This is a genomic window from Psychrobacter sp. TWR1-1-1, assembly GCF_049895865.1.
Taxonomy (GTDB): Bacteria; Pseudomonadota; Gammaproteobacteria; order Pseudomonadales; family Moraxellaceae; genus Psychrobacter; species Psychrobacter immobilis_A.
In genome coordinates, this window is sequence record NZ_JAFCTE010000002.1 from 141,707 (window position 1) to 163,947 (window position 22,241).

Annotated in this window: 15 protein-coding genes; 5 read left to right on the plus strand and 10 right to left on the minus strand. The window is 43.5% G+C overall.

The features are described from left to right. Nucleotides 1-141: 141 nt before the first annotated feature. The 5 genes from ACP69U_RS02690 to ACP69U_RS02710 all read right to left on the minus strand — a co-directional run bounded on the left by ACP69U_RS02690 (nt 142) and on the right by ACP69U_RS02710 (nt 4,556). Nucleotides 142-591: a YaiI/YqxD family protein gene (locus ACP69U_RS02690; RefSeq protein WP_087813938.1), complete on the minus strand. Its 450-nt coding sequence runs from the start codon at nt 589-591 to the stop codon at nt 142-144. After that, nucleotides 591-1,949 (minus strand): 5-(carboxyamino)imidazole ribonucleotide synthase, encoded by a 1,359-nt coding sequence (locus ACP69U_RS02695; protein WP_426137749.1) that lies wholly within the window; start codon nt 1,947-1,949, stop codon nt 591-593. Before ACP69U_RS02695 ends, ACP69U_RS02690 begins: the two co-directional genes overlap by 1 nt. Nucleotides 1,950-2,139: 190 nt before the next feature. Next, nucleotides 2,140-2,700 (minus strand): 5-(carboxyamino)imidazole ribonucleotide mutase, encoded by a 561-nt coding sequence (gene purE, locus ACP69U_RS02700; RefSeq protein WP_426137750.1) that lies wholly within the window; start codon nt 2,698-2,700, stop codon nt 2,140-2,142. Between the two features lie 99 nt (nt 2,701-2,799). Continuing rightward, entirely contained in the window at nt 2,800-3,765 is a 966-nt protein-coding gene (locus ACP69U_RS02705) for a metallophosphoesterase (RefSeq protein ID WP_426137751.1), read from the minus strand. Between the two features lie 182 nt (nt 3,766-3,947). Further along, entirely contained in the window at nt 3,948-4,556 is a 609-nt protein-coding gene (locus ACP69U_RS02710; RefSeq protein WP_045443506.1) for a rhomboid family intramembrane serine protease, read from the minus strand. Nucleotides 4,557-4,930: 374 nt separating this feature from the next. On the opposite strand from ACP69U_RS02710, the gene ACP69U_RS02715 reads away from it, so the two are divergent. Together ACP69U_RS02715 and ACP69U_RS02720 are read left to right on the plus strand one after the other, a co-directional pair. Then, nucleotides 4,931-6,532: a hypothetical protein gene (locus ACP69U_RS02715; protein ID WP_426137752.1), complete on the plus strand. Its 1,602-nt coding sequence runs from the start codon at nt 4,931-4,933 to the stop codon at nt 6,530-6,532. Between the two features lie 465 nt (nt 6,533-6,997). Further along, nucleotides 6,998-8,593, plus strand: a complete 1,596-nt coding sequence (locus tag ACP69U_RS02720; protein ID WP_426137753.1) for an OmpA family protein — start codon at nt 6,998-7,000, stop codon at nt 8,591-8,593. 124 nt (nt 8,594-8,717) lie between these two features. Here the strand turns inward: ACP69U_RS02720 and nagZ are convergent, their stop codons facing one another. Beyond that, nucleotides 8,718-9,803 (minus strand): beta-N-acetylhexosaminidase, encoded by a 1,086-nt coding sequence (gene nagZ / locus ACP69U_RS02725; protein WP_426137754.1) that lies wholly within the window; start codon nt 9,801-9,803, stop codon nt 8,718-8,720. 556 nt (nt 9,804-10,359) lie between these two features. On the opposite strand from nagZ, the gene ACP69U_RS02730 reads away from it, so the two are divergent. Beyond that, nucleotides 10,360-12,570, plus strand: a complete 2,211-nt coding sequence (locus ACP69U_RS02730) for a carboxy terminal-processing peptidase (protein WP_045443512.1) — start codon at nt 10,360-10,362, stop codon at nt 12,568-12,570. A 558-nt stretch (nt 12,571-13,128) separates the two neighbouring features. On the opposite strand, the gene ACP69U_RS02735 is transcribed toward ACP69U_RS02730, so the two are convergent. After that, on the minus strand, nt 13,129-13,614 hold the full coding sequence (locus tag ACP69U_RS02735) for an FKBP-type peptidyl-prolyl cis-trans isomerase (protein ID WP_426137755.1): 486 nt from the start codon (nt 13,612-13,614) through the stop codon (nt 13,129-13,131). Between the two features lie 333 nt (nt 13,615-13,947). Here ACP69U_RS02735 and ACP69U_RS02740 point away from each other — a divergent pair, with 333 nt between their 5' ends. Beyond that, complete coding sequence (locus tag ACP69U_RS02740; RefSeq protein ID WP_426137756.1) at nt 13,948-15,918, plus strand: M61 family metallopeptidase; 1,971 nt, start codon at nt 13,948-13,950, stop codon at nt 15,916-15,918. Between the two features lie 194 nt (nt 15,919-16,112). Here the strand turns inward: ACP69U_RS02740 and copM are convergent, their stop codons facing one another. Beyond that, nucleotides 16,113-16,943, minus strand: a complete 831-nt coding sequence (gene copM / locus ACP69U_RS02745; protein ID WP_426137757.1) for a CopM family metallochaperone — start codon at nt 16,941-16,943, stop codon at nt 16,113-16,115. Nucleotides 16,944-17,201: 258 nt separating this feature from the next. Beyond that, on the minus strand, nt 17,202-17,828 hold the full coding sequence (locus ACP69U_RS02750) for a pseudouridine synthase (RefSeq protein WP_238034564.1): 627 nt from the start codon (nt 17,826-17,828) through the stop codon (nt 17,202-17,204). A gap of 458 nt (nt 17,829-18,286) precedes the next feature. Here ACP69U_RS02750 and icd point away from each other — a divergent pair, with 458 nt between their 5' ends. Next, complete coding sequence (gene icd, locus ACP69U_RS02755) at nt 18,287-19,546, plus strand: NADP-dependent isocitrate dehydrogenase (RefSeq protein WP_055123470.1); 1,260 nt, start codon at nt 18,287-18,289, stop codon at nt 19,544-19,546. A gap of 325 nt (nt 19,547-19,871) precedes the next feature. Here the strand turns inward: icd and ACP69U_RS02760 are convergent, their stop codons facing one another. Further along, a complete protein-coding gene (locus tag ACP69U_RS02760; RefSeq protein ID WP_426137758.1) occupies nt 19,872-22,091 on the minus strand; it encodes an NADP-dependent isocitrate dehydrogenase in 2,220 nt (739 codons plus the stop codon). Nucleotides 22,092-22,241: the final 150 nt, after the last annotated feature.

A 22,241-nucleotide genomic window follows, 5' to 3' on the forward strand; every position in this document is an offset into this window, starting at 1 on the left:
TGTAAAAACTGACTATAGCGTATCAAGAAAAAAAGGCACACTTCGTTATGAAGCGTGCCGATTGCATAGTGTTTGGTTATGGCGTGTATACAGTTTGCAAAGTGGATAAGATCAAAAAATCAAAGACAAAGCGTGTGAAAACTAGCGTACCAACTTGTTTAATCCATCAGCAAAGGCTTTTTTGTCACGATCGCCATAAGGTTTTTGACCACTCATTTCTTGTAGCTCGAGCACGCCAGTACCGCGCATGGTATCCATAAAATCACGCATATTGAGCTTTTGCTTGATGTTGTTTTTATCGTAGACCATGCCGCGAGAGGTCAAGACCATACCACCTTTGTCCAGAATGTCATTAGCCAAAGGAATGTCGCTGGTAATAGCCAGATCGCCTGGCTGTATTTGCTCAACGATATAATCATCGGCTTTATCGAACCCTGATGGCACCACTGTCATGACAAGCAGTGGTGACTTACGCAGTTTGATCGGCTGATTGGCGACGAATATTGCCATGGTTTGTGTGCGTTCAGCGGTTTTGATAATCAAATCTTTGGCAATCAATGGCACCGAGTCGGCATCTACCCAAATCTGCATTATTTCTTAACCTTTTCTGTTTTTGCCTTAGCGTCGATAGCCTGAGTTGTTTGGCTGTCATCAATATGGATTTCTGTACTCTCTAAAATATTGTCATTGTTATTGCCAGTAGTGGTTAGACTATCTGCCGCTTTTGGCTGGCTATCAATCGCAGATGGTTTTTTCTCAAGTCCCATTTTATTGGGTAGCGTAGCGACGAGCTTGGCCAAAGCAGGCTCTAAGTCGGCAACGTCGTTTGGCATCAAGGTAATATGCGCAATTTTGCGGTCATCGCGTTCTGCTTTATGGTAGCTATGATAGTGCGCACCATCGATATTTAGTACGTCGCTGATATCTGGATATTGCCCCAAGATATTGAGCATAATCGCTGGATGCACGTTGTCGGTATCACCTAATGGCAGATTGACGACGGCACGAATGTGGTTTTCAAATTGGCTGGTGACAGCGCCTTCAATACTCCAATGTCCTGAATTATGCACGCGCGGCGCAATTTCATTAGCGAGTAGCGTGTCATGACCACGCGCATCTTTGGTCACAAAGAGCTCAAGTGCCATTACACCAACATAGTCTAAGTGGTTCATGATCTTGGTGATGGCATCGGTTGCTTGTTTGAATAAATGACTGGTGCCAACGGCAGGCGCTTGGGTCTTGGCTAAAATACCATTATGGTGATGGTTTTCGACCAAATCGTAGCAACGAACCTGACCATTTTGTGCGCGTGCGGCGATAATAGAAAGCTCGCGGCTAAAGTTAATGAAACCTTCTGCAATCAAAGGGGCGGGCGTTGGCGTTAGTGAGCCCTTACCCGTAACTGCATCTTTAAGATCTTGCCATGCCGCCTTGATATCACTGTCTTGTCTAATTACGAACTGACCTTTACCATCATAACCACCACGGCTGGTTTTTAGGACGATAGGCAGTCCTAATTCATGACAGGCTTGCTGCAAATCCGCTTCAGAGTTGACAGCCATAAAGGGCACGGTAGCAATATCAAGTGCATTGAACATTTGCTTTTCTTTCAAGCGGTCTTGAGCGATATCAAGCGCAATCAATGGCGGAAACATGCCTTGTTTGCTACCTGATTCTGACAAATCAGTAAGCTGTTCGACTGTCGCAGTCGGTGTGTTTTCGAACTCTAAGGTGAAAACGTCTGCTGCTGCGATGAAGTCTTCCAATTGATCGCTATGAAAGACGCGGCCGTATAGGCTAGCAGGGCATTCAGCGCTGTCTTCTAAAAACACACATTGGTAGCCCAGTGGCATCGCTGCTTCGGCAAGCATCATACCAAGCTGACCACCGCCTAAAATACCGATGGTACGAATGGTTTGGGTAACAGGGTAAGCGTTCGCTGTAGTCATGGCAGGCTCTTTGAGTTAAAAATGAATAATATTTTGAGTGTAATAAAAGGTAAAAAGTCATCTATTAAAATAGGAAAAGGTGCATTACATGCACCTTGTATTAAGTAAAACCCATCTAAAAATAAATATCAAGTAAATAGCAGCTATGTCTCAATAATGGGATTCAAGAACCGTTATCAAAGACAGGTAATTAGGTATTGATAATGCCTGGCGTTGGGCTGGCAAGGATGGTATCAGTTTGCATTTGGCGCAGATTGTCCAGCTTAGCCGCAATGGTCTCATCATTCAATGCTAACACTTGAATCGCAAGCAGGGCAGCGTTGTAAGCGCCTGCTGAGCCAATCGCTAATGTGCCAACTGCGACGCCTTTAGGCATCTGTACGATAGACAAGAGACTATCCCAACCGCTGAGCATAGAAGACTTTACAGGAACACCAAACACAGGTAACGGCGTTTGACTGGCACACATGCCAGGTAGATGAGCAGCACCGCCAGCGCCAGCGATGATAACTTGTAGACCGTTATCTTTTGCACTTTTTGCATAGTCAAACAATCTATCAGGGGTGCGGTGTGCTGAAACCACTTCACAATCAAAAGCGATATCAAAGTCTGCGAGCAATTGCGCTGCCGCACTCATGGTTGCCCAATCAGATTGTGATCCCATAATAATGCCAACTTTCGGTTGACCAGCAGGGGAGGCGATAGGGCTGTTTTGATCCATCGTGTTAACAGTAGCTGTTGTGGTGCTCATGCTTTGATATCCTCAAAAAGACCATCATACAAAAGTTTTGTTGCCTTCGTAAAGCCAAGTTTGATTTTTAATAAGAAAGCAGGGGCAATAGTACCAATTTTATGGATTGGGGTTTACCGATTTATCATGGCGATATTGGACAAAGTTACTGGCTTTTAGTGGCAATGGTTGCTCAGTATCGAGCTGATAACAAGTCAGATATCCGCTGTCTACCGCCGCTGAATAATCAGTACAGGCAACTTGTGAACTCAGTGGCTTAGGCGTGCCAGTTAGCCAATAATGACCGACAAATACCGCTTTATTCGTTTTCAGAGCGAAATCAATATTTTCAGCCAACACCTCTTTTGGAATCTGCGCCAATGCTGATGCAGGCGCACGCGCCACCTCATAAAGACGGCGCTTATTCAGTCCGTCAAGCCACCAGCATACTCGCACGCGCTTGCGCTCAGTGCCTTCTTTATCGACCATGACCATGCCGTCGGGTAATGCTGTTTCTACACCTTTTAACACCCGCTCTAGCGCGTCAAATGGCGCCGTGTTTTCTTTGGCAGTGGCGACTAGCCCGTGCGGCGTTAAACAGTTATCGTCAGTCAATAATGGCTGCAATACCGTCATACTATCGACATCCCAGCAGGCATGAACAAAACAAGCGTCGTTTGTTTCAATCCATAAAGGCAGCTCGTATAACCGATTAAGCCAATATTGATGACGCTCTGAGCCAAAAGCTATTTCAGCTAAAAATGCGGCATGTTGGCGCGTATGTATGTCATTGTGCGAGCGCAGATATTGGCTGGAGTTATCAGGGTCAAGTGTGGCAAAGGCGAGGGCATTATATTCATGATTACCCATTATCGCATCCGCCACGTCAGCATCTAACATGGCAAAAACAATCTCTAAGGTAGCCAATTGCTGTGGTCCTCGGTCAATCAAGTCACCGATAAATAACGCCCGACGCCCTGCTGGTGGTACAAAGTACGTGCCATCATGAACGTAACCTAGCTGCTCTAATAAACCAACTAACTTGTCTGCGTAGCCGTGAATATCACCGATAACATCTATCATCATAATAATTATCAAATTCTTAAATAGTTTGTTGAGTATAAGTTTGTGCAAAATATAACGCGACGTTAATCATCGCTTAGTTACTTAAACTGCCATCATAAACCAAGTGCTCATTTCACTTTTTATTACTGAGTTTTATTTCAATTTTTACCACTGAGCTTTATTGCTAAGCTTTATTACTAAATTTAAAGCCCAGGTGATAATAGCGCATTGATAAAATGCGGCAGGACTTGCGGTTCTAAAATGATCGTGGCAATAACCCCAAACGCGCCGCCCCACATATGCGCCATATGATTGATATTAGAGCCGCCCCGTTTGTCTGCATAGATACTATAAGCGATATAAGCGACGGCGAATAATATCGCAGGTATAGGAACAATCGCGAATAGGTAAATTTTCTCCCATGGTGCCAGCAAAATAAATGCAAACAACACGGCTGATACACCGCCTGACGCGCCAAGGCTTAAATAGCTCGCATTGTTTTTATTCTTAAGGTAGCTTGGAATCATCGCAATGATAATAGCCAATACGTAAAAGACCACAAAACCATAGCCAAATAAGAACGGCTGATACAGTCCTTCAATAGCACGACCAAAAAAGTATAAAGTAAACATATTAAAGAGCAGGTGCATGCTATCGGCATGAATAAAGCCATGCGTGACAAAACGGTCCCACTGCCCATTATTTACCGCTGGCGGATAAAAAATAAGTCGATTAAATACTGTCTTGTTTTGCCATGCCACTAAGCTGACAATAACCGTGATAATAATAATAAGGGTCGTATGATTGAACAAAGGAAAATCCTTAGGCTGCGCCTGATATGTGACAATGTGATGAATAACAATATTCAAAGCCTACGCATTATGGCTGAGTGCAAACTAAATAGGACTGACAAGCAATTATTAAGCATGAGCTATTTATAATAAAGTAATACTAACAGTAGTTATGACAATGCAAAAACTTATTATGTGACAAAATAGTGCATTTATATGCTTTTATAGTGAATAATATAGCAGGCTGTCAGGCAGATTGAGTAATGCTTCGTATCTTGACGGTAATGGCGGGTTAAATGAGAGCGGTATCCAAGAATACAGATGCTAACGACAAGTAAAATAAACGTTTCATGCGTTGGTAAATTTAAAATAAAGGCCGAAAGAGGCAGTAATCTATGAGTATTATCGACCAATTAGAAAAGACCGTAACGCCAGCTGTCATAGGTGAGCGCAATAGTCAGGATAGTGTGGCTTACATCAGCTTATTGGAGCAGTTTTATGCCATCTTGGCATCACGTCTCGCCTTGCCGCAAGTCTACTCACAATTTATCCGCGCCGAGCAAGGGATGGTTGATAGAGTCACAGAAAGTCCACTGTTCGAACAATTGTGGCAAGATAAAAGTATACAACAGCTTATGATCCGAGAGCTGTCTGCTACCCATCATATTGATGAGTCTGCTACGTTACAGCTGCTCATCAATGCCGCGCCACTGGCTTATCGTGAGCTGACAGTATTGGCAAACGGACAGTTTTTACCAGCGTTTTTGCAGGGAGAGCAGGCGGCACTGCGTCAGTATTTACCGATGTGGTCAGCAGCTATTATTACTGCTCCTCAAAACGTCAATAGCGCATCAGAAGCACACCCGTACATCGCCGCAGATATTGATAGCGTACCAGTGCGTGACACCTCTTTGGATGGACGAAAAAATTCTCATATAGATACCAGTAAGATCGCCGCAGCGACAGCCGCTTATAGGCAAAATGCTGATACAGCAGATAAAAAAGATGTTGGAAATACTGATGTAGAAAGTATGAGGATAGGCGATACCGACGGTCATTTTAGTGCTCATACTGGCGCCATTCATGCCAATCCATCCGCGCATCATTTGGCAGAAAATAGCAGTATGAAGCAAGAAAAAGTGCGTACTCGCAATCAACGTAATGATTTACTGGTACGGGTGGGGTTATTAATAGTAGCCATTGCCGCGATAGGGCTTGCTGCTTGGGCAATATTAATCAGACCGAACAACGCGCCGCCTATAGAAGCCGCTGCGACAGTGCCTGTTGTGGTAGCACCAACGCCCGTACCAGTAGCGCCAACGATGACTCCCATTGAGCTAATCGTTGGCGTAGATAACAGCGGTAGTCTGTATGCCTGTAGCGCTACCATTGGCGATGCAGCGCTACAAAGCACCTTGCAACAAGCGCTCAATACCAGCTTTGGTGAGCAAGCGAGTATTTGCGAATTAACAGTACAGGCTGGAGTTGCCAGTAGTATTGCCAATTTACCAGCGGAATTACTACCCAATGTCTTGACGATGATTAGGTCTACGCCATTTGCACGCCTACATTTGCAGAATGATCGTCTTATGTTAGAAGCGCCAGACAGTATGCTATTGCAACGACTGGTTACGGATATACGTACTTTGATACCTGCCATGGTCATCGATAGTACTGCACCACTACCATTGCCTGAAAATAACGATGCTGATGCCAATGCAATGAATAATACGAATAATCAGTTTGAAAATGAGGGAGCTGCCAATAATCAGTATGCTAATGGCTATAACAACAGTGGGTCTGGAGAGTTCCAAGCAGCAGATGATGATACAGGCGATCGTATCGTACCTAATCCTGCACCCAACAATTATAGTAACAATATCCCTAACAATACACCGATGAATAACAGACAGTCAGGTGCTATTTCAGAATCGGAGGTAGATGATATGGCAAGCACACTCATCATCGCTGAACCTGCGCAAGTAAGGAATAAATGATTGGAGAATAGAGGTGTTTAACGATTGTTTGATCAATTTATCCATTGAAACAAGTTATCAAGTAAGGATGGCGGTATAAGTTGCTTATACCGCCATTTTTTCTGTTGATACCCAGTTAGAATTATTTAAAAAACCATAAAGTATCTGAAAAAAGGATGTAGTTTCTCCATTTATACATAAGTTTTACTGATTCTTTTATGGCTTCTCACTGGGTTAATGATTGGTTATTTGCCATGTTTTTGGTTACGTGTGACACTTGAAATATTACCTAACGTATCATTTGTACAACAACCTGTTGATTGTTAACACTGACTTAATACTTTTATAATGATGAAAATTGAACAGGGTCAAGATGGTTTTAGCTGTCATGGTTCTTATTTCAAATCATTATTTTATCTGGTGTTTTTTGAATATTTTAATTATATAAATCGATACTAATATAGGCATTAATAGGAGAATTGTATTATGGATATTATCAGTCATTTGACGCGTACAGTCAGCCCAGCCGTGCTGGAAGATGATCATAGTCCCGCTAAAAAGGGGCTGCTTGAACAGTTCTACGCTATTTTTGCGGCTCGCTTAGCGGATAACGATACTTATAATCGTTTTGCAAATGAGAATATCACTCGTGATGACCAAGGGTTTTATGACCGTGTATGGAGCGATGATTCGCAACGTGATCAAATCGCTCGTGAGCTGGCAGGCAAGCATAATGTTGATGCAACGTCTTCGCGTGGACTGATAGCGATGGCAGCGCCACTGGCTTTTCACGAAATCAAAAGCTTGGCAGGTACCACACCAGTGCCGCAGTTTTTAAATGATAATCTCGACAGTTATCAGCGTTATATTCCTGCTTGGGCAAGCGCAGTTCTGCCAGTCGGTGTGTTTGCAGCGACGCCTGCTGCTGGCGCGCGTATCTCTGATACGGTGAGCACCGCTCCATTGCAACGCGAAGAAGAGCAGCAAGGCAGCTTTATGAAAGCATTGCTCCCCATTATTGGCTTGATTATTTTAGGCGCATTGGCTTGGGCTTTACTTCGTGGTTGTCAAGAGAACCCTGAGCCTGTCGCTACACCGGTGGCCACTGCCCAACAAGCAGCGCAGGGAGGGGGTCAGTTGGCAGTGGCAGGTGATATTGAGCCTGCATCATTGCGCATTGCGACTGGTGAAAATAGTGAGCTGTATGCTTGCCGTATGAATGTGGGCGACGAGACCTTGCAGACCAATGTAATGAATGCGTTAACCAGTGCATTTGGTGAAGAAGCCAATAAATGCCGTGCTGATGTCGATGACAATTTTGCAGTAGATATGCCAGCAGCGGCTCAGCTAGCTACTATCTTGCCTATCGTCAAAAATGTACCAAATGCGAGCATGATCATCAAAGGTGATGTTATCACTGTCAATGCGCCTGATGCAGCGGCATTAGATAAGCTAGTGGCTGACTTACAAGCGGCTGTTCCTGCGATGACCATACAAGCCGAAGGACCGTTAGATTTGCAGGGTGAGATTGATAATAGTTTGGCAGCTGCGGATGTTGCTATGACCAATCTTGGTAAGAATCCTGATCCACGTGATGTGGCTCGTGCATTGAGTATTCAGGTTATCAACTTTGAAGTGGATGAAGCGGTCATTCCTGATGTCAATAAAGAGCTGCTTGACCGCGCTGCTAAGATTATCAAAGAAGTACCGAATATGAAGCTGACGATTATCGGTCATACTGACAGTCAGGCATCAGATTCTTACAATGTAGAATTGTCTCGTGATCGCGCTGAGGCAGTGAAAGAGTATTTGGTATCTCAAGGTGTTGATGCCAGTAAATTGATGACGAAAGGCATGGGTGAATCAGAGCCTATCGCTGATAACTCAACTGAGCAGGGTCGCTTCCGTAATCGCCGTATTGAATTTATAGTCAATGACGAGATGGCCAGTGCGAACGATGGTATGATTATTAGTAATGATGCGCTTGACCCAGACTTAAACCCTCTAGATAGCAATAACGATGACTTATTGCCTGATGGTGATGATGCTACTCAAGGTACGGCAGTAGATCCAACCAATTAATACACAGAAAATTGATTGAGTCATTACTAATTTAAAAAACCGCATCTTATAAAAGGTGCGGTTTTTTATTTTGTTAAAGCTGTTGTTTATAGGTGGCTAATGATAAGTATCTAATAATAAGCGATTATTTATAAGCGGTCGGATCTTTTGATTCAGTAGCGCTGCGAGTCGCTTGTGACTTAGATTGAGGATTAAAAAAGGTTTGAGTGACGTTTTGCTTTGCCTGTTGCCAATAATCAAATTGTTGGCAAGTTGATTCCAGATCACCTTGCCATGTTGGTATCTGTCCGCACATTGTTTTAATACGGTTTTGATTGGGATAAGGCAGCTCTTGTGCGGTCTCTGCGGCTTCATGGGCGGCGACGCGATCATTACAAACCAGCGCAATATCACAACCCGCTTCAATCGCGGCTTTCACACGTGCGCTGACATCGCCCGCGGCTTGAGCACCTGCCATACATAGATCATCAGAGAATAAGACCCCATCAAACTTTAGCTGATCCCGTATGATGTCCTTGAGCCAAATTTTAGAAAAACCTGCTGGCTGGTCATCAACTTGCGAAAAAATAACATGGGCAGGCATTAAGGCATCAAGCCACGGTAGGGTTTGGGCAAAAGGCTGCATATCGCTATGCATAATCTCATCCAAGCTACGCGTATCGATGGCCTCAGCCACATGGGAGTCAGGGGCAATCGCACCATGACCGGGGAAATGCTTACCTGTGGTTGCCATGCCAGCGGCTTTCATACCGCGCATAAACTGAGTCGCCAGCGCAATGATCGCTTGCGGCTCTTGATGAAAGCTACGATCCCCAATGACTTGGCTGATGCCATCTCTGTCAAGTACTGGGGCAAAACTGAGATCAATGCCCACGGCCAATACTTCTGTTGCCATTAGATAGCCACAATCGTAAGCACAGCTTAGCGCATGGCTAGGCTCTTGATTGAAGAGCTCCCCAAGCTTGCCCATGGCGGGTAGTGGCGTAAAGCCATTGCGCAGCCGTGCGACTCGTCCACCTTCTTGGTCGACGCCGATTAATATGTCCGGGTTGTGATAACGTATGTCATCACACAACGCCCGTACTTGTGCCGCATCTGCAACGTTTCGGGCAAATAAAATCACCCCGCCCACCTGTGCCTGTTTGATTAAGCTGACATCTTCTGCTGTCAGTGCGGTACTATCGATATCAATCATTAAAACGCCGTACATTGCGTAATCCTTATGGTGTTATATATTGTTATATGATCGGTTCAGCTTCAAATAAATAAATGATGATAATTGGCAGTGTGCCACTATTATCAAAACTGCTTTATTATGACAGTTATTAGTAAATGAGCATAATGTGGCAGATGAATAGACTCAAATCAATTCGCCAGTAGGCATTGAATCGTCAATAAATGACCCAAATAATGATGAACAATAAATGTCATAGAAAGTTTGGTATGTGCAGGCGTAGCGTGTAAGATTGCTTATACAGTTTGAGACAGTTGGATATCTATGTGCATGATAATATTGAGTGATTTTTAACAATATATTAGCAAACAGCAATGGCATTTAGTGACCATAATTATTCAGAAAATAGCATATATTAGAAAATATCGTTTTAGATTTTAGAAAGTATCATTGAATACATATTCGATTGATAATGGTAAATAAGTATTTCGTGACTTAAAGATAAAGCATTTATAGGCGGCGATTGATTCAGTCACTTTTGATTTTTATAAAACAAATAATATTATTAACGTAAAATAACTAGGTATATATGATGAAAAAACAACCAGCACAGTGGTTACTCAGTGCAGCGTCAGTGGGCATCGCCGGTATTATTCTCACCCAGAGCTACGGGACGGCAATGGCCGACACCAATACTGAAGGCTTTGTACAAACCCCTGAACAAAAAGTCACCACTCGCCAAGTAGCCGCATTGCTGGATCGTAGCCACTATTTGAATCAGCCGCTAGATAGCAAAACGGGCAGCGAAATCTTGTCTATGTATATCGATAGCCTTGACCCAAACCATACGTTGTTTTTGCAGTCTGATGTGGATGAGTTTAAGAAAAAATACGCCGATGAATTCGGTGCTCGCCTCAAGCGTGGCGACTTATCTGCAGGAGTAGAGGTCTTTGAACGCTATCGCAAACGCTCAAATGAGTATTTTGCGATGGCGAGCAAGATGCTAAAAACCGATATTGATTTGACGAGTGATGACACGATCGTGCTCGACCGTGAAAAACTCAATCATTTTAAAACCAAAAAAGAGCAGCGTGATTATTGGACGCGTCAGCTGAAATTTCAGCTGATGAGTATTACCTTAGGTCAAGAAGATGAAAAAGCCAAAGAAAAAGTATTTCTGAGCAATCCAGATATTACTCGTGGGCAAGACTTGGTGCGCAACGACCAACGTACACCAAGCGAGATTTTACAAAATCGTTTATCGCGACAGCAAGAGCAGTTTAAGCGTCTCACAAACGATGAAATCATGGAAACCATCTTAAATACGGCGATGTTGACTTACGATCCGCACAGTAATTATTACGCACCGATTCAGGCCAACGAATTACAAATCCAATCTAGCCTGCAATTAGAAGGCATTGGCGTCTCTATTCGCCCTGATCGTAAAAACCCAGATTATACCCGCATCGTGACCTTGGTTGATGGTGGTCCGGCAGCCAAATCTGGTCAGATTAAACCCAATGATTTGATTATCGGTATTGCCAAAGATGGCGAGAACATGACAGACGTGGTTGGCTGGTCAACGCGTGAGATTGTAAGCTTGATTCGCGGTAAACGTGGCACGTCAGTGACCATTAAAGTGCGTCAGCCAAATACGCCTGATGCCAGTGCCCGTAACGTGACGGTGGTTCGTGACATTATTCAACAAGAAGAGTCAGGGGTTACCCAGCGCGTGGTAGAAGTACAGCGCCCTAATATTGATAAAACGCCAAAACGCATCGGCGTCCTTGAGATACCGAGCTTTTATCTGAATTATCAGGCACGCCGTAACGGTGAGGATTATCGCAGCGTCAGCATCGATACCGAAAAAGCATTGAAAGCGTTGAATAAAGAAAATATTGATGGCCTCGTGGTTGACTTGCGCAATAATCCAGGTGGTTCATTGGATGAAGTAGCAAAAATGCTTGGCTTCTTTATCAAGAGCGGACCGATGGTGCAAATCCGTGACAATCGCGGCAACATTCAGGTCTACCGTGACGATGATGGCGGTGAGCAACTTTATGATGGCAAAGTGGTCGTTATTACCAACCTAGCGTCTGCCTCAGCCAGTGAGATATTTGCCGCGGCTATCCAAGATTACGGTCGTGGGCTAGTGGTTGGCAGTACGACAACGGGTAAAGGTTCAGCGCAGATTCAACTCGATAATTTGGCATTGGGTTCAGCCACTTTAACGCAGCGCAAATTCTATCGCATCACTGGTGGTAGTACGCAGAATAAAGGTGTGGTACCTGATGTAGAGTTGGTCAATATCTACGATGATGCCACTTTTGGCGAACGTGCGCAGAAAAAAGCGTTGCCTTGGGATACCATCAAAACGGCGCCTTACAAGCCTGAAGGTAAGTTCACTGATACGACGTTAGCGACACTCAACCAGCAGTCTAAAATTCGTCAAGAGCAAAACCCACAGTTTGTTTATCTATCAGCGCTAAACAACATTCGCGATATGGAAGACGAGAAAAAACCAATTCCACTTGATATCAATAGCCGCCGAGCTAAGATGCAATTGATTGAAAAGCGTTCATTAGAGGCTGAAAATAAACGTCTTATTGCAACGGGTGAGCGCCCTTATGCCAATTGGAACACCTATCAAGCAGCAATGGATGCAAAATTTGAAGAGCGCAGCCGCATGAAAGCCAAGGAGCGCCCAGAGCTACCTGAAGACGAAGCCTTCATCAACGAAGCGGCCTATATTATGCTAAGCGCTGAACCCAAAGCATTGTTAAGCCCTGAAGAGAAGCTATAAACGGTCAGTATTGTCAGCCAAAAAGGCTGTGATTAAAATCCATGTAAGCATATGCTTACATGGATTGACGTTTATACCTCTTACTAACCATGAGGCAATCTGCGATTATAACTGTACGGCACGATTGAACGAAAAGGTTCATTGATACTAGGGATTGGTATCTCAAAGGTCGCATCAGGGATAGGTGGTTTGCTGATTAAGGATGATAAGGCTAGATGCCTGTCAGTTATAGGATACTCCGGGATTAGGTATCATATAACGATAACATGGATGGTTAGTGATAAAAGCCGCATAACGCTTGTCGTTCTGCGGCTTTGTTACGTCTGGACATTAGTAATTTTTATGGTAGATTTTTTAGAGAGATATTGCTCAAGTTTAATATCACTGTAGACGTAAATAGCGCTCAGCTTATAGATAAGTATATTAATATTAATATTGAACTTATCATAGAATAAGCATAAAAAAGGCCAGTAACCTTATCAGCCACTGACCTTTTTTGACCAAATGGCAATCTTAATAAAGACTACCATTTAACATCTCACTATACTCTAGAAGAGATTAGTGCTCAACGCCACCAGCGCCATGGACATGACCATGGTTTAGTTCATCTTCAGTCGCTGCACGCACTTCTTGGATTTCAACATCAAACGTCAAACGCTTACCAGCCAATGGATGGTTTGCATCAACGGTCACTTCTTTGTCATTTACTTCAGTAACGGTAACTAGCATTACTTGTCCGCCAGCTTCTGACTGAAACTGCATACCCGGCTGGATATCTTCAACGCCTTGGAAGTTATCACGTGGTACATGTTGTACCGCTTGCTCTTGATATTCGCCGTAGCCATCAGCAGGTTCAACAACAGCATTGACTTGTTCGCCAGCAGATTTACCTTCTAGCTGTTGCTCAAGGCCTGGAATGATGTTGCTGTGGCCATGCAAATACGCAAGTGGTTGACCTTCTGATGATTGGTCAAGAATGTTGCCTTCGTCGTCTTTTAGTGTGTAATTGAATTTGACGGCAGTGTCTTTTGCAATAATAGTCATAAGTTATCCTAAATATATCTATGTAAAAAATTAAATACGGTTGCAATAAACCTAAAAAATCCAATCAGCAAGCCAAATAGCCACGTCATTAGTCAATTATCATCAGTTTATTAAAGTAACTTTAGCAGTTAGCATCTTTAATTGAGATGGCTCATATAACTTTCAAGGTAAAAACAATAAAAAATGCTATTTTATACTGATAAATGTCGTTTTTTATGAAAATAAACACAGTTTTTTGTGGTTTGAAGACCGTAAATGGATATTCGGGGTTTGCCAGTTGCGTTTTTGGACAATGGCTTTTACCATAATGATATAAATAAGGATAAAAAGACAATGACTTCATTTGCTAATAATTCAGGCTGTCAGCTATCGGATGCCAATACAATCAGCGATCACCATAAAGCTAAAGCTGATATCAATTATCGACTCAATTTCGAGCGGTTTTCTGAGCACTTGGTTGATGTGTCGCTCAATTTTACGGCAGTAAATGATGCGCCTCAACTTTGGATGCCAGCGTGGATACCAGGCAGTTATCTGATGCGTGAGTTTGCGCGCAACATTACCGCGGTGCATTATCAGGTGTTAGACAGCCAAATCATGGATGACGATACTCACGAGACTTATCGCGCGCACAAAATAGATAAAAACACGTGGCAATTACCAAAAGCTAAAGCAGGGCAAGCCATCAGTGTCCACTATGAAGTTTATTGCTATGATTTATCGGTACGTACTGCCTATGTCGATCAGCAACGTTTGTATGGGAATTTCACCTCATTGGCATTGGCTGTAGAAGGGCAGGAGCATCGAGCTGTACAAGCTAGCTTAGCAGTGCCAGCAGCATTTTTAGCAGGTAAAGACGAGAGTCGGCTGCTATTGGCATGTGGGTTAGAGTCTACTCATCTACGCCTTGATGGGCAGCATAGCTATGGACTACAAGCAGACAGTTATCACGACCTTATTGATTACCCGTTTGAGATTGCAGAACAAGATAAGTTTGACTTTATTATTCAAGACAGTACGCATCAGACGCTACATCATCGTTTTTATCTCTCAGGTAAGCATAGCGCCAATATGGGCAGGCTACAGCAGGATATCACTCAGATCTGTCAGTGCTATTTAGATTGGTTGGGTAATGCGCCATTTAATGATTATACGTTTATGACCTTTGCCAGTGGTCAGGATTATGGTGGACTTGAGCATATCAATTCGACCAGTCTCATTACGCCGCGCCGAGACTTACCAACTTTTGATGAGCCAAAAATACCAAGCACCGAGTATCAGCGATTTTTGGGCTTATGCAGCCATGAGTATTTTCATTCGTGGTGGGTCAAAACGGTACGCCCAGATGTTATGTTGGATGTCGATTTGCGCCGCGAGGCATTTACACCACTGCTATGGGTATTTGAGGGCTTTACTTCGTATATCGATGACTTTATGTTGCAAGCGTCGGGCGTGATTGATAAGCCAAGCTATCTCAAGCTACTGGCTGAGCAAATTAATCGTTACTATCAAACCGCGGGTCGCGCGTATCAAAGCGTTGCAGAGTCGAGCTTTGATGCGTGGATTAAGCTATACCGTAACGATGAAAATACAGGCAACGCTGGTATCAGTTATTACAACAAAGGCGCACTGGTGGCGTTATGCTTGGATTTGACACTGCTCCAAAAGAGCAATGGTCGCTATCGTCTGTTTGATGTGGTCAAGGCTTTTTATACTCAAGCAAAGCAAAACGACAATAAACGCATTGGCATCAATAGTGCTGATATGGGTACAGTCATTGGGCAGTTCATGCCCATAGAGAATTGGGAAGACTTTGAATATCGTTATGTCAATGGTGTCGAAGAGTTGCCAATCGAAGCGCTGCTGGCGGCAAACGGTATTAACATGCATAGCAATACCAAAGAGACGGCTGACAAGCATGTGCCTTGGGGTATGCGCTGTACTGAAACACCTGCTGGACTCAAGGTTAATCGCGTGACACGTGCTAGTGTCGCTGCTAGAGCGGGTATTTCAGCGAACGATGTCATTGTGGCGCTTGACGGTATCAAGGCTGACAGTAAACAATTGGCGTTGCTGAGTAATGTGGAGCGCGACATTAAGTGTCACCTGTTTCGCCGTGATGAGTTGATGCGTGTCAATGTGTTGCCTAAAGCGGCTGATGAAGCCATTGACAAAGCATCTCCGCATAAAGTGAGCTTGCACTTGGCAAAAGCAAATCAATCGTCAGAAGTCAGTGATAATTCTTCTCCAGTCGATACAGGCTGGCAAGCATGGCTCAATGCGATAGATCGTTATCAGAGTTAAATACATTACTAAATGTATTAATGTGAATGTATTTGTTCTCACTATTCTGTTCAATAATTTATTAAATGAAAGCCCCTGCCAAATAATATTATTTGGCAGGGGCTTTGTGTAATGACTGGCAGTCTTTTTTGAGGCGTGCTAAAAATTAACAGCTAAGTCAGCGTTTAGTAATTCAGCACCTAAGAAGCAGATTGCTAAGATTGCTGATGATTATCCGCTTCACTTGTGCCCTGTGTCTCTTTAGTATTTTTATCGGTACTAGCACTAGCACTAGCACTAGCACTAGCATTAGCATCTGCAATCCATTGTTGCATATGCTCAATCTCAGTCTGCTGACCATCGATGATGTCTTGTGCCAATTGACGCATCTCTTCGTCAGTGCCATATTTCAGTTGAATGTTTGCCATCTCTACCGCGCCAATGTGATGCGGCAGCATACCACGTGCAAATGCCATGTCAGGCACAGGATCGGCGATACCCAATACCATCTCGCCATTTAAGACATCCATGCTTCTGGCATACGCTTGCTGCATAGCTTCAGTATTGGGTTTAGGTTTGGCTGTATCAGGGTGGCTAGCAAGCCACTTATTCAAAATATCGATTTCAACTTGCTGAGCGGCGATAATCTCTTGTGCCAATTGACGCATCTCTTCGTCAGTGCCATATTTCAGCTGAATTTTTGCCATTTCTACGGCACCGCGGTGGTGTCCAAGCATCGCTTTAGCAAAGGCTGTATCAGGATCGTTATAACCCATACCGATCATCATCTCATCATGCATTCTAGTCATCGACCTTGTATAGTCTCTGAGTATGTCGGTCATTTGGCTCTCATCCGTGCTGTTTTCCCCAGCTACTATGTCGTTATCAGCGTCAACGTCATTTGGAGCATCGGCGATATCAGTCACAGGTGGGGTCGCTGCAGTAGGATCTGTGTCATCGTTGTCTTTTGTCGGCTGACAGGCGCTCAGTATAAGCGCTGTAGAAACGCTAGTAGCCAACAAGATCCAACGACGAGAAGCAAACATAACATATCCCTATAATAAAAAATCAAATGATAAGTGGATGAGACTTATGATACCTAAATAATGGTGTTCTGAAGCTTAGCAGATAAACCTTGCTCGTTCGAGACGCGATGTTTAGCAAGTCGTAATTGGTTTTAATTGCTACCAAAGCCAATGACTAAGACGTATTCTTATTTAAAAAAGCTGACAGAAATAAGGATATGCCCTAATAAGCAGATACCAGTCACGAGCAATCAGATACCAGTAGATTGATAGTAACAATTAATTAAGAATGCCTAATTGCTGACAGCGTTCGCTAGTGAGATGAATGCGCACAAACTCACCAACTGCTAAATCACCCAATTCGAACCCTGCTACTGACCAGCGTATCAAACGCAGACAAGGCAGTCCAACCTGCGCTGTCATACGTCTGACTTGGCGATTCTTACCTTCATAAATCGTCAGCATGAGCCATGAAGTCGGTACATTCTTACGCTCACGAATAGGCGGCTCACGTTGCCATAAATCAATGGGTAAGTTTGTCTCTTCTACCATGAGAGCCGTTGCCGGTAGTGTCTTGCCATCTTTTAAATGTACGCCAGAGGCAAGCTCATTCAACTGCGCTGGCGTTGCTGTGCCTTCAACTTGCACCAAGTAAGTCTTGCCCTGCTTATGACGGTTTTTTGCAAAATTAGCAGCAGAAGGTGGCTGGGTAATGGCTTTATTGACTCGACCATCACTCGTTAAAATCAGCAAGCCCTCTGAGGTGGCATCAAGCCTACCAGCAATCCGTAAAGACTTATCGGTAAAATACTGTGATAGGGTGGTGTGATCATTGTTGCTGTCATCACGAAACTGACTTTGCACCCCATAAGGTTTGTTGAATAAAATCAGACTAGAGGTTGACATGGTTTGGGATTTCCTAAATTTGAATCATTATTTTGTGCGTATTTTGAGGCTAGGGCGTGTCCTCAATTCACCATTTTTAAAACGAGGACATGCCCTAATAAAACGTTATTTTTTTAAATCAACGCTATAAGCTGCAAATTTGTTGATTTTATATAAAGTATCTTTGTTATTTTGCGCGTTATTATAACAGTCTGTGTGGATGCTATTTTACTAAAGGGATTTTTACAGTATCGTTAAGTCAATAAATGATTATTCAGTGCATCGCTATGTTACTTATTCATCTTTTAAATCATTTATCAGCATATCGTAACTTACTTATTACTCAGACCTATTGCTCAAAGTTTTTAGTTTGGCTAACCCGCGTTTAAAGCGGCATAAATAATCATAATAGAGTGGCTAGCATAACAGAGTGCTAAGGATGCTTGCGATATCTAACATACAACCAAGGAGTTTTATCCATGTCTTATGAGAAGGTTATCGTCCCAAGAGACGGCGAAAAAATTACCGTAAATGCTGATCTGTCGCTAAATGTACCCAATCATCCTATCATCCCGTTCGTTGAAGGCGATGGCATCGGGATTGATATCACGCCTGTCATGATAAAAGTGGTCAATGCGGCCGTGGAGAAAGCTTATCATGGCAAACAGTCCATCATTTGGATGGAGGCTTATCTTGGCGAAAAGGCCGCTAAAATATACGATGGTGACTATCTGCCAAGCGAGACGCTAGAGATTTTAAAAGACTATGTTATCAGTATCAAAGGTCCATTGACCACGCCAGTTGGCGGTGGCTTTCGCTCATTGAATGTGGCGGTACGTCAAGAGCTTGACCTCTATGTGTGTCAGCGCCCAGTTCGTTGGTTTGAAGGTGTACCAAGTCCTGTGCAGCATCCTGAGCTGACAGATATGGTCATTTTCCGTGAAAATTCAGAAGATATCTATGCGGGTATCGAATGGAAAGCGGGCAGTGAGGATGCTAAGAAAATCATCAAATTCTTAAAAGAAGAGATGGGCGTTACGAAGATCCGCTTCGATGATGATTGCGGTATCGGCATCAAGCCAGTATCCAAAGAAGGTTCGCAGCGTCTGGTGCGTAAAGCCATTCAACATGCTATCGATAATGATTTGCCCAGTGTGACTTTAGTGCACAAAGGCAATATTATGAAGTATACCGAAGGCGCATTTAAGGAATGGGGCTATGAGCTGGCCGCAGAACGCTTCGATGCAGAGTTGTTAGATGGTGGTCCTTGGATGACAATGAAAAATCCCAAAACAGGCAATGATATTATTATCAAGGATGTTATTGCTGATGCCTTTTTACAGCAAATCTTGATGCGTCCTGCGGATTATTCAGTCGTTGCGACGCTAAACTTAAACGGTGATTATATCTCAGATGCCCTAGCAGCCGAGGTGGGCGGTATTGGTATCGCACCGGGCGCCAACAAAGGCGGTGCAATTGCGGTTTATGAGGCAACTCATGGCACAGCACCTAAATATGCGGGTCAGAATAAAGTAAATCCTGGCTCATTGATTTTATCCGCTGAGATGATGTTACGAGACATGGGCTGGACAGAAGCCGCTGATCTCATTATCAGTGGTATCCAAGGTGCTATCGCTAATAAAACGGTCACTTATGACTTTGAGCGGCTCATGCCAGATGCTATCTTGCTCAGTACTTCTGAGTTTGGTAAAGCGGTTATCAAGCATATGGATGTTTAAAAATTATATAGAGCTGAGTCAGCAGTTATTAGAATTTTATAGTATTGATAAAAGTATCAATATTCACAAAAGTATCGCTGAACATAGCAATGTCAAAAAGCCACCTAAAGTTATGTAGGTGGCTTTTTTATTGGCAGTTTTTTGCTGTTTATAAGTGATATTTTAAAAGTAACGTTTTAAACGTACTGTCTTATGTTCAAGCATAAAAAACACCGCTTAAGTCTGAGACCTAAGCGGTGTTTTTATTTTGCCTAACTGGGTTCAAAAGTCTTTATAAGTAAAGAAAATTAAGCCCAACTGTCTGCTGTATTAGCACACAACTCAATTACAATGAGGCGATTGCTGCATTGAATAGCGTGCTTGGACGCATCGCTTGTTCAGCCAATGCTTCGTCTGCCAAGTAGTAACCTTTCAAGTCGACAGGCTTGCCTTGAGCTTCATTTAGCTCTTTGACGATAGCAGCTTCGTTGCTCTCAAGCTTTTCTGCCAGCGATGCAAATTTTGCTTTTAGATCAGCATCTTTATCTTGTGCCGCAAGCTCTTGTGCCCAGTACATCGCCAGATAGAAATGACTACCACGGTTATCGATTTCACCTGTTTTACGTGAAGGACCTTTGTTGTTTAACAACAGTTTCTCTGTCGCCGTATCTAGCGTATCCGCCAAGATTTGCGCTTTAGCATTGTTATCGTGACTGGCCAAATGCTCCAGAGAGACGGTCAAGGCTAAAAATTCACCCAATGAATCCCAACGTAAATGGTTTTCCTCTAACAACTGTTGAACGTGCTTAGGTGCAGAACCACCAGCGCCCGTTTCAAACAAACCGCCGCCTTTCATTAATGGTACGACTGACAGCATTTTTGCACTTGTGCCAAGCTCTAGGATTGGGAACAAGTCAGTCAAGTAATCACGTAAAATATTACCAGTTGCAGAGATGGTATCCAGACCACGGGCAACGCGCTCTAGCGTATAACGCATCGCACGAACCTGTGACATGATTTCAATATGCAGGCCTGTAGTATCATGATCTTTTAAGTAAGTTTGAACTTTTTTGATCAGCTCGTTCTCATGTGGGCGGTAAGGGTCTAGCCAAAAGATAACAGGCGTATCTGATTCACGGGCACGGCGTACGGCAAGTTTTACCCAATCTTGGATAGGCTCATCTTTAACCTGACACATGCGCCAAATATCGCCGTTTTCAACCTGCTGCTCAAGCAATACCTCATCAGTATCTTCATCAACAATACGAGCCAACCCTGAACCACTCGCCTCAAAAGTCTTGTCATGCGAGCCATACTCTTCGGCTTTTTGCGCCATCAAACCAACGTTAGGAACCGTACCCATCGTTGTTGGATCAAAATTGCCATGCCATTTACAGAAGTTAATCATTTCTTGATAGATGCGAGCAAAGGTAGATTCAGGCATGACTGCTTTACAGTCATACATTTTGCCATCAGCGCCCCACATTTTACCGCCTGAACGAATCATCGCTGGCATAGACGCATCAACAATTACATCACTTGGTGAATGGAAGTTGGTGATACCTTTTGATGAATCAACCATCGCTAGGCGTGGACGATGCACTTGGCAAGCATGTAAGTCGCGTTCGATTTCTTCACGCTTACTGGCAGGTAGCTCAGCGATTTTTTCGTACAAACTTGCCATGCCGTTATTGACGTTGATACCTAACTCGTCAAAGAAAGCGCCATGCTTATTAAAGGCATCTTTATAGTAAGTTTTGACCGCATGACCAAACACGATAGGATGCGATACTTTCATCATCGTGGCTTTTACGTGCAGTGAAAACAAGATACCAGCTTCGCGGCAATCTTCCATTTCACGCTCATAAAACTCAAGTAATGATTTTTTGCTCATAAACATTAAGTCGATGACTTCTTTATCCAGCAAGGCAATGCCTGTTTTGAAGACATGAATAGTGCCATCTTCAGCGACACGCTCCATACGTACAGTACGTGCTTTATCCAAAGTGATAGATTGCTCACCAGCATAAAAATCGCCACTGTGCATGTGCGATACGTGGGTCTGTGACCATTGCTTCCATTCACCCATAGAGTGTGGATGCTTGCGTGCATAGTTTTTAACCGCTTTTGGTGCACGGCGATCTGAGTTGCCTTCACGTAATACTGGGTTGACAGAACTGCCCAAGCTTTTGCCATAACGCTTACGGATCTCTTCTTCTTCTTCTGTCTTAGGATCATCTGGAAAGTCAGGAATAGCGTAGCCTTTGCTTTGCAATTCTTTGATACAAGCTTTTAGCTGCTGAACAGAAGCACTGATATTAGGCAGTTTAATGATATTGGTGTCTGGATCTTGAGTCAGACGACCCAGCTCAGCCAGATTATCAGGAACGCGCTGCTCTTCCGTTAAGTACTCTGGGAACTCAGCCAACACACGGGCAGCAACAGAGATATCACTGGTTTCAACTTCGATGCCTGCTGTTTGAGTAAAAGCTTTTACAATTGGCAAAAATGATAAGGTTGCTAGCGCTGGTGCTTCGTCAGTTTTTGTATAAATAATTTTAGACATTAGTTGGGCATTCCTTTTAGTTGTAATTAATAATAAGGCTTAAATATAAGTTAATAATTCCATGCAGCTCTGATGTAATAATGGATCATGCAACGATACTAAATAATATGTCGCGAGCTTTTTGTACACAGTTTCTTGGAGACCATCGAG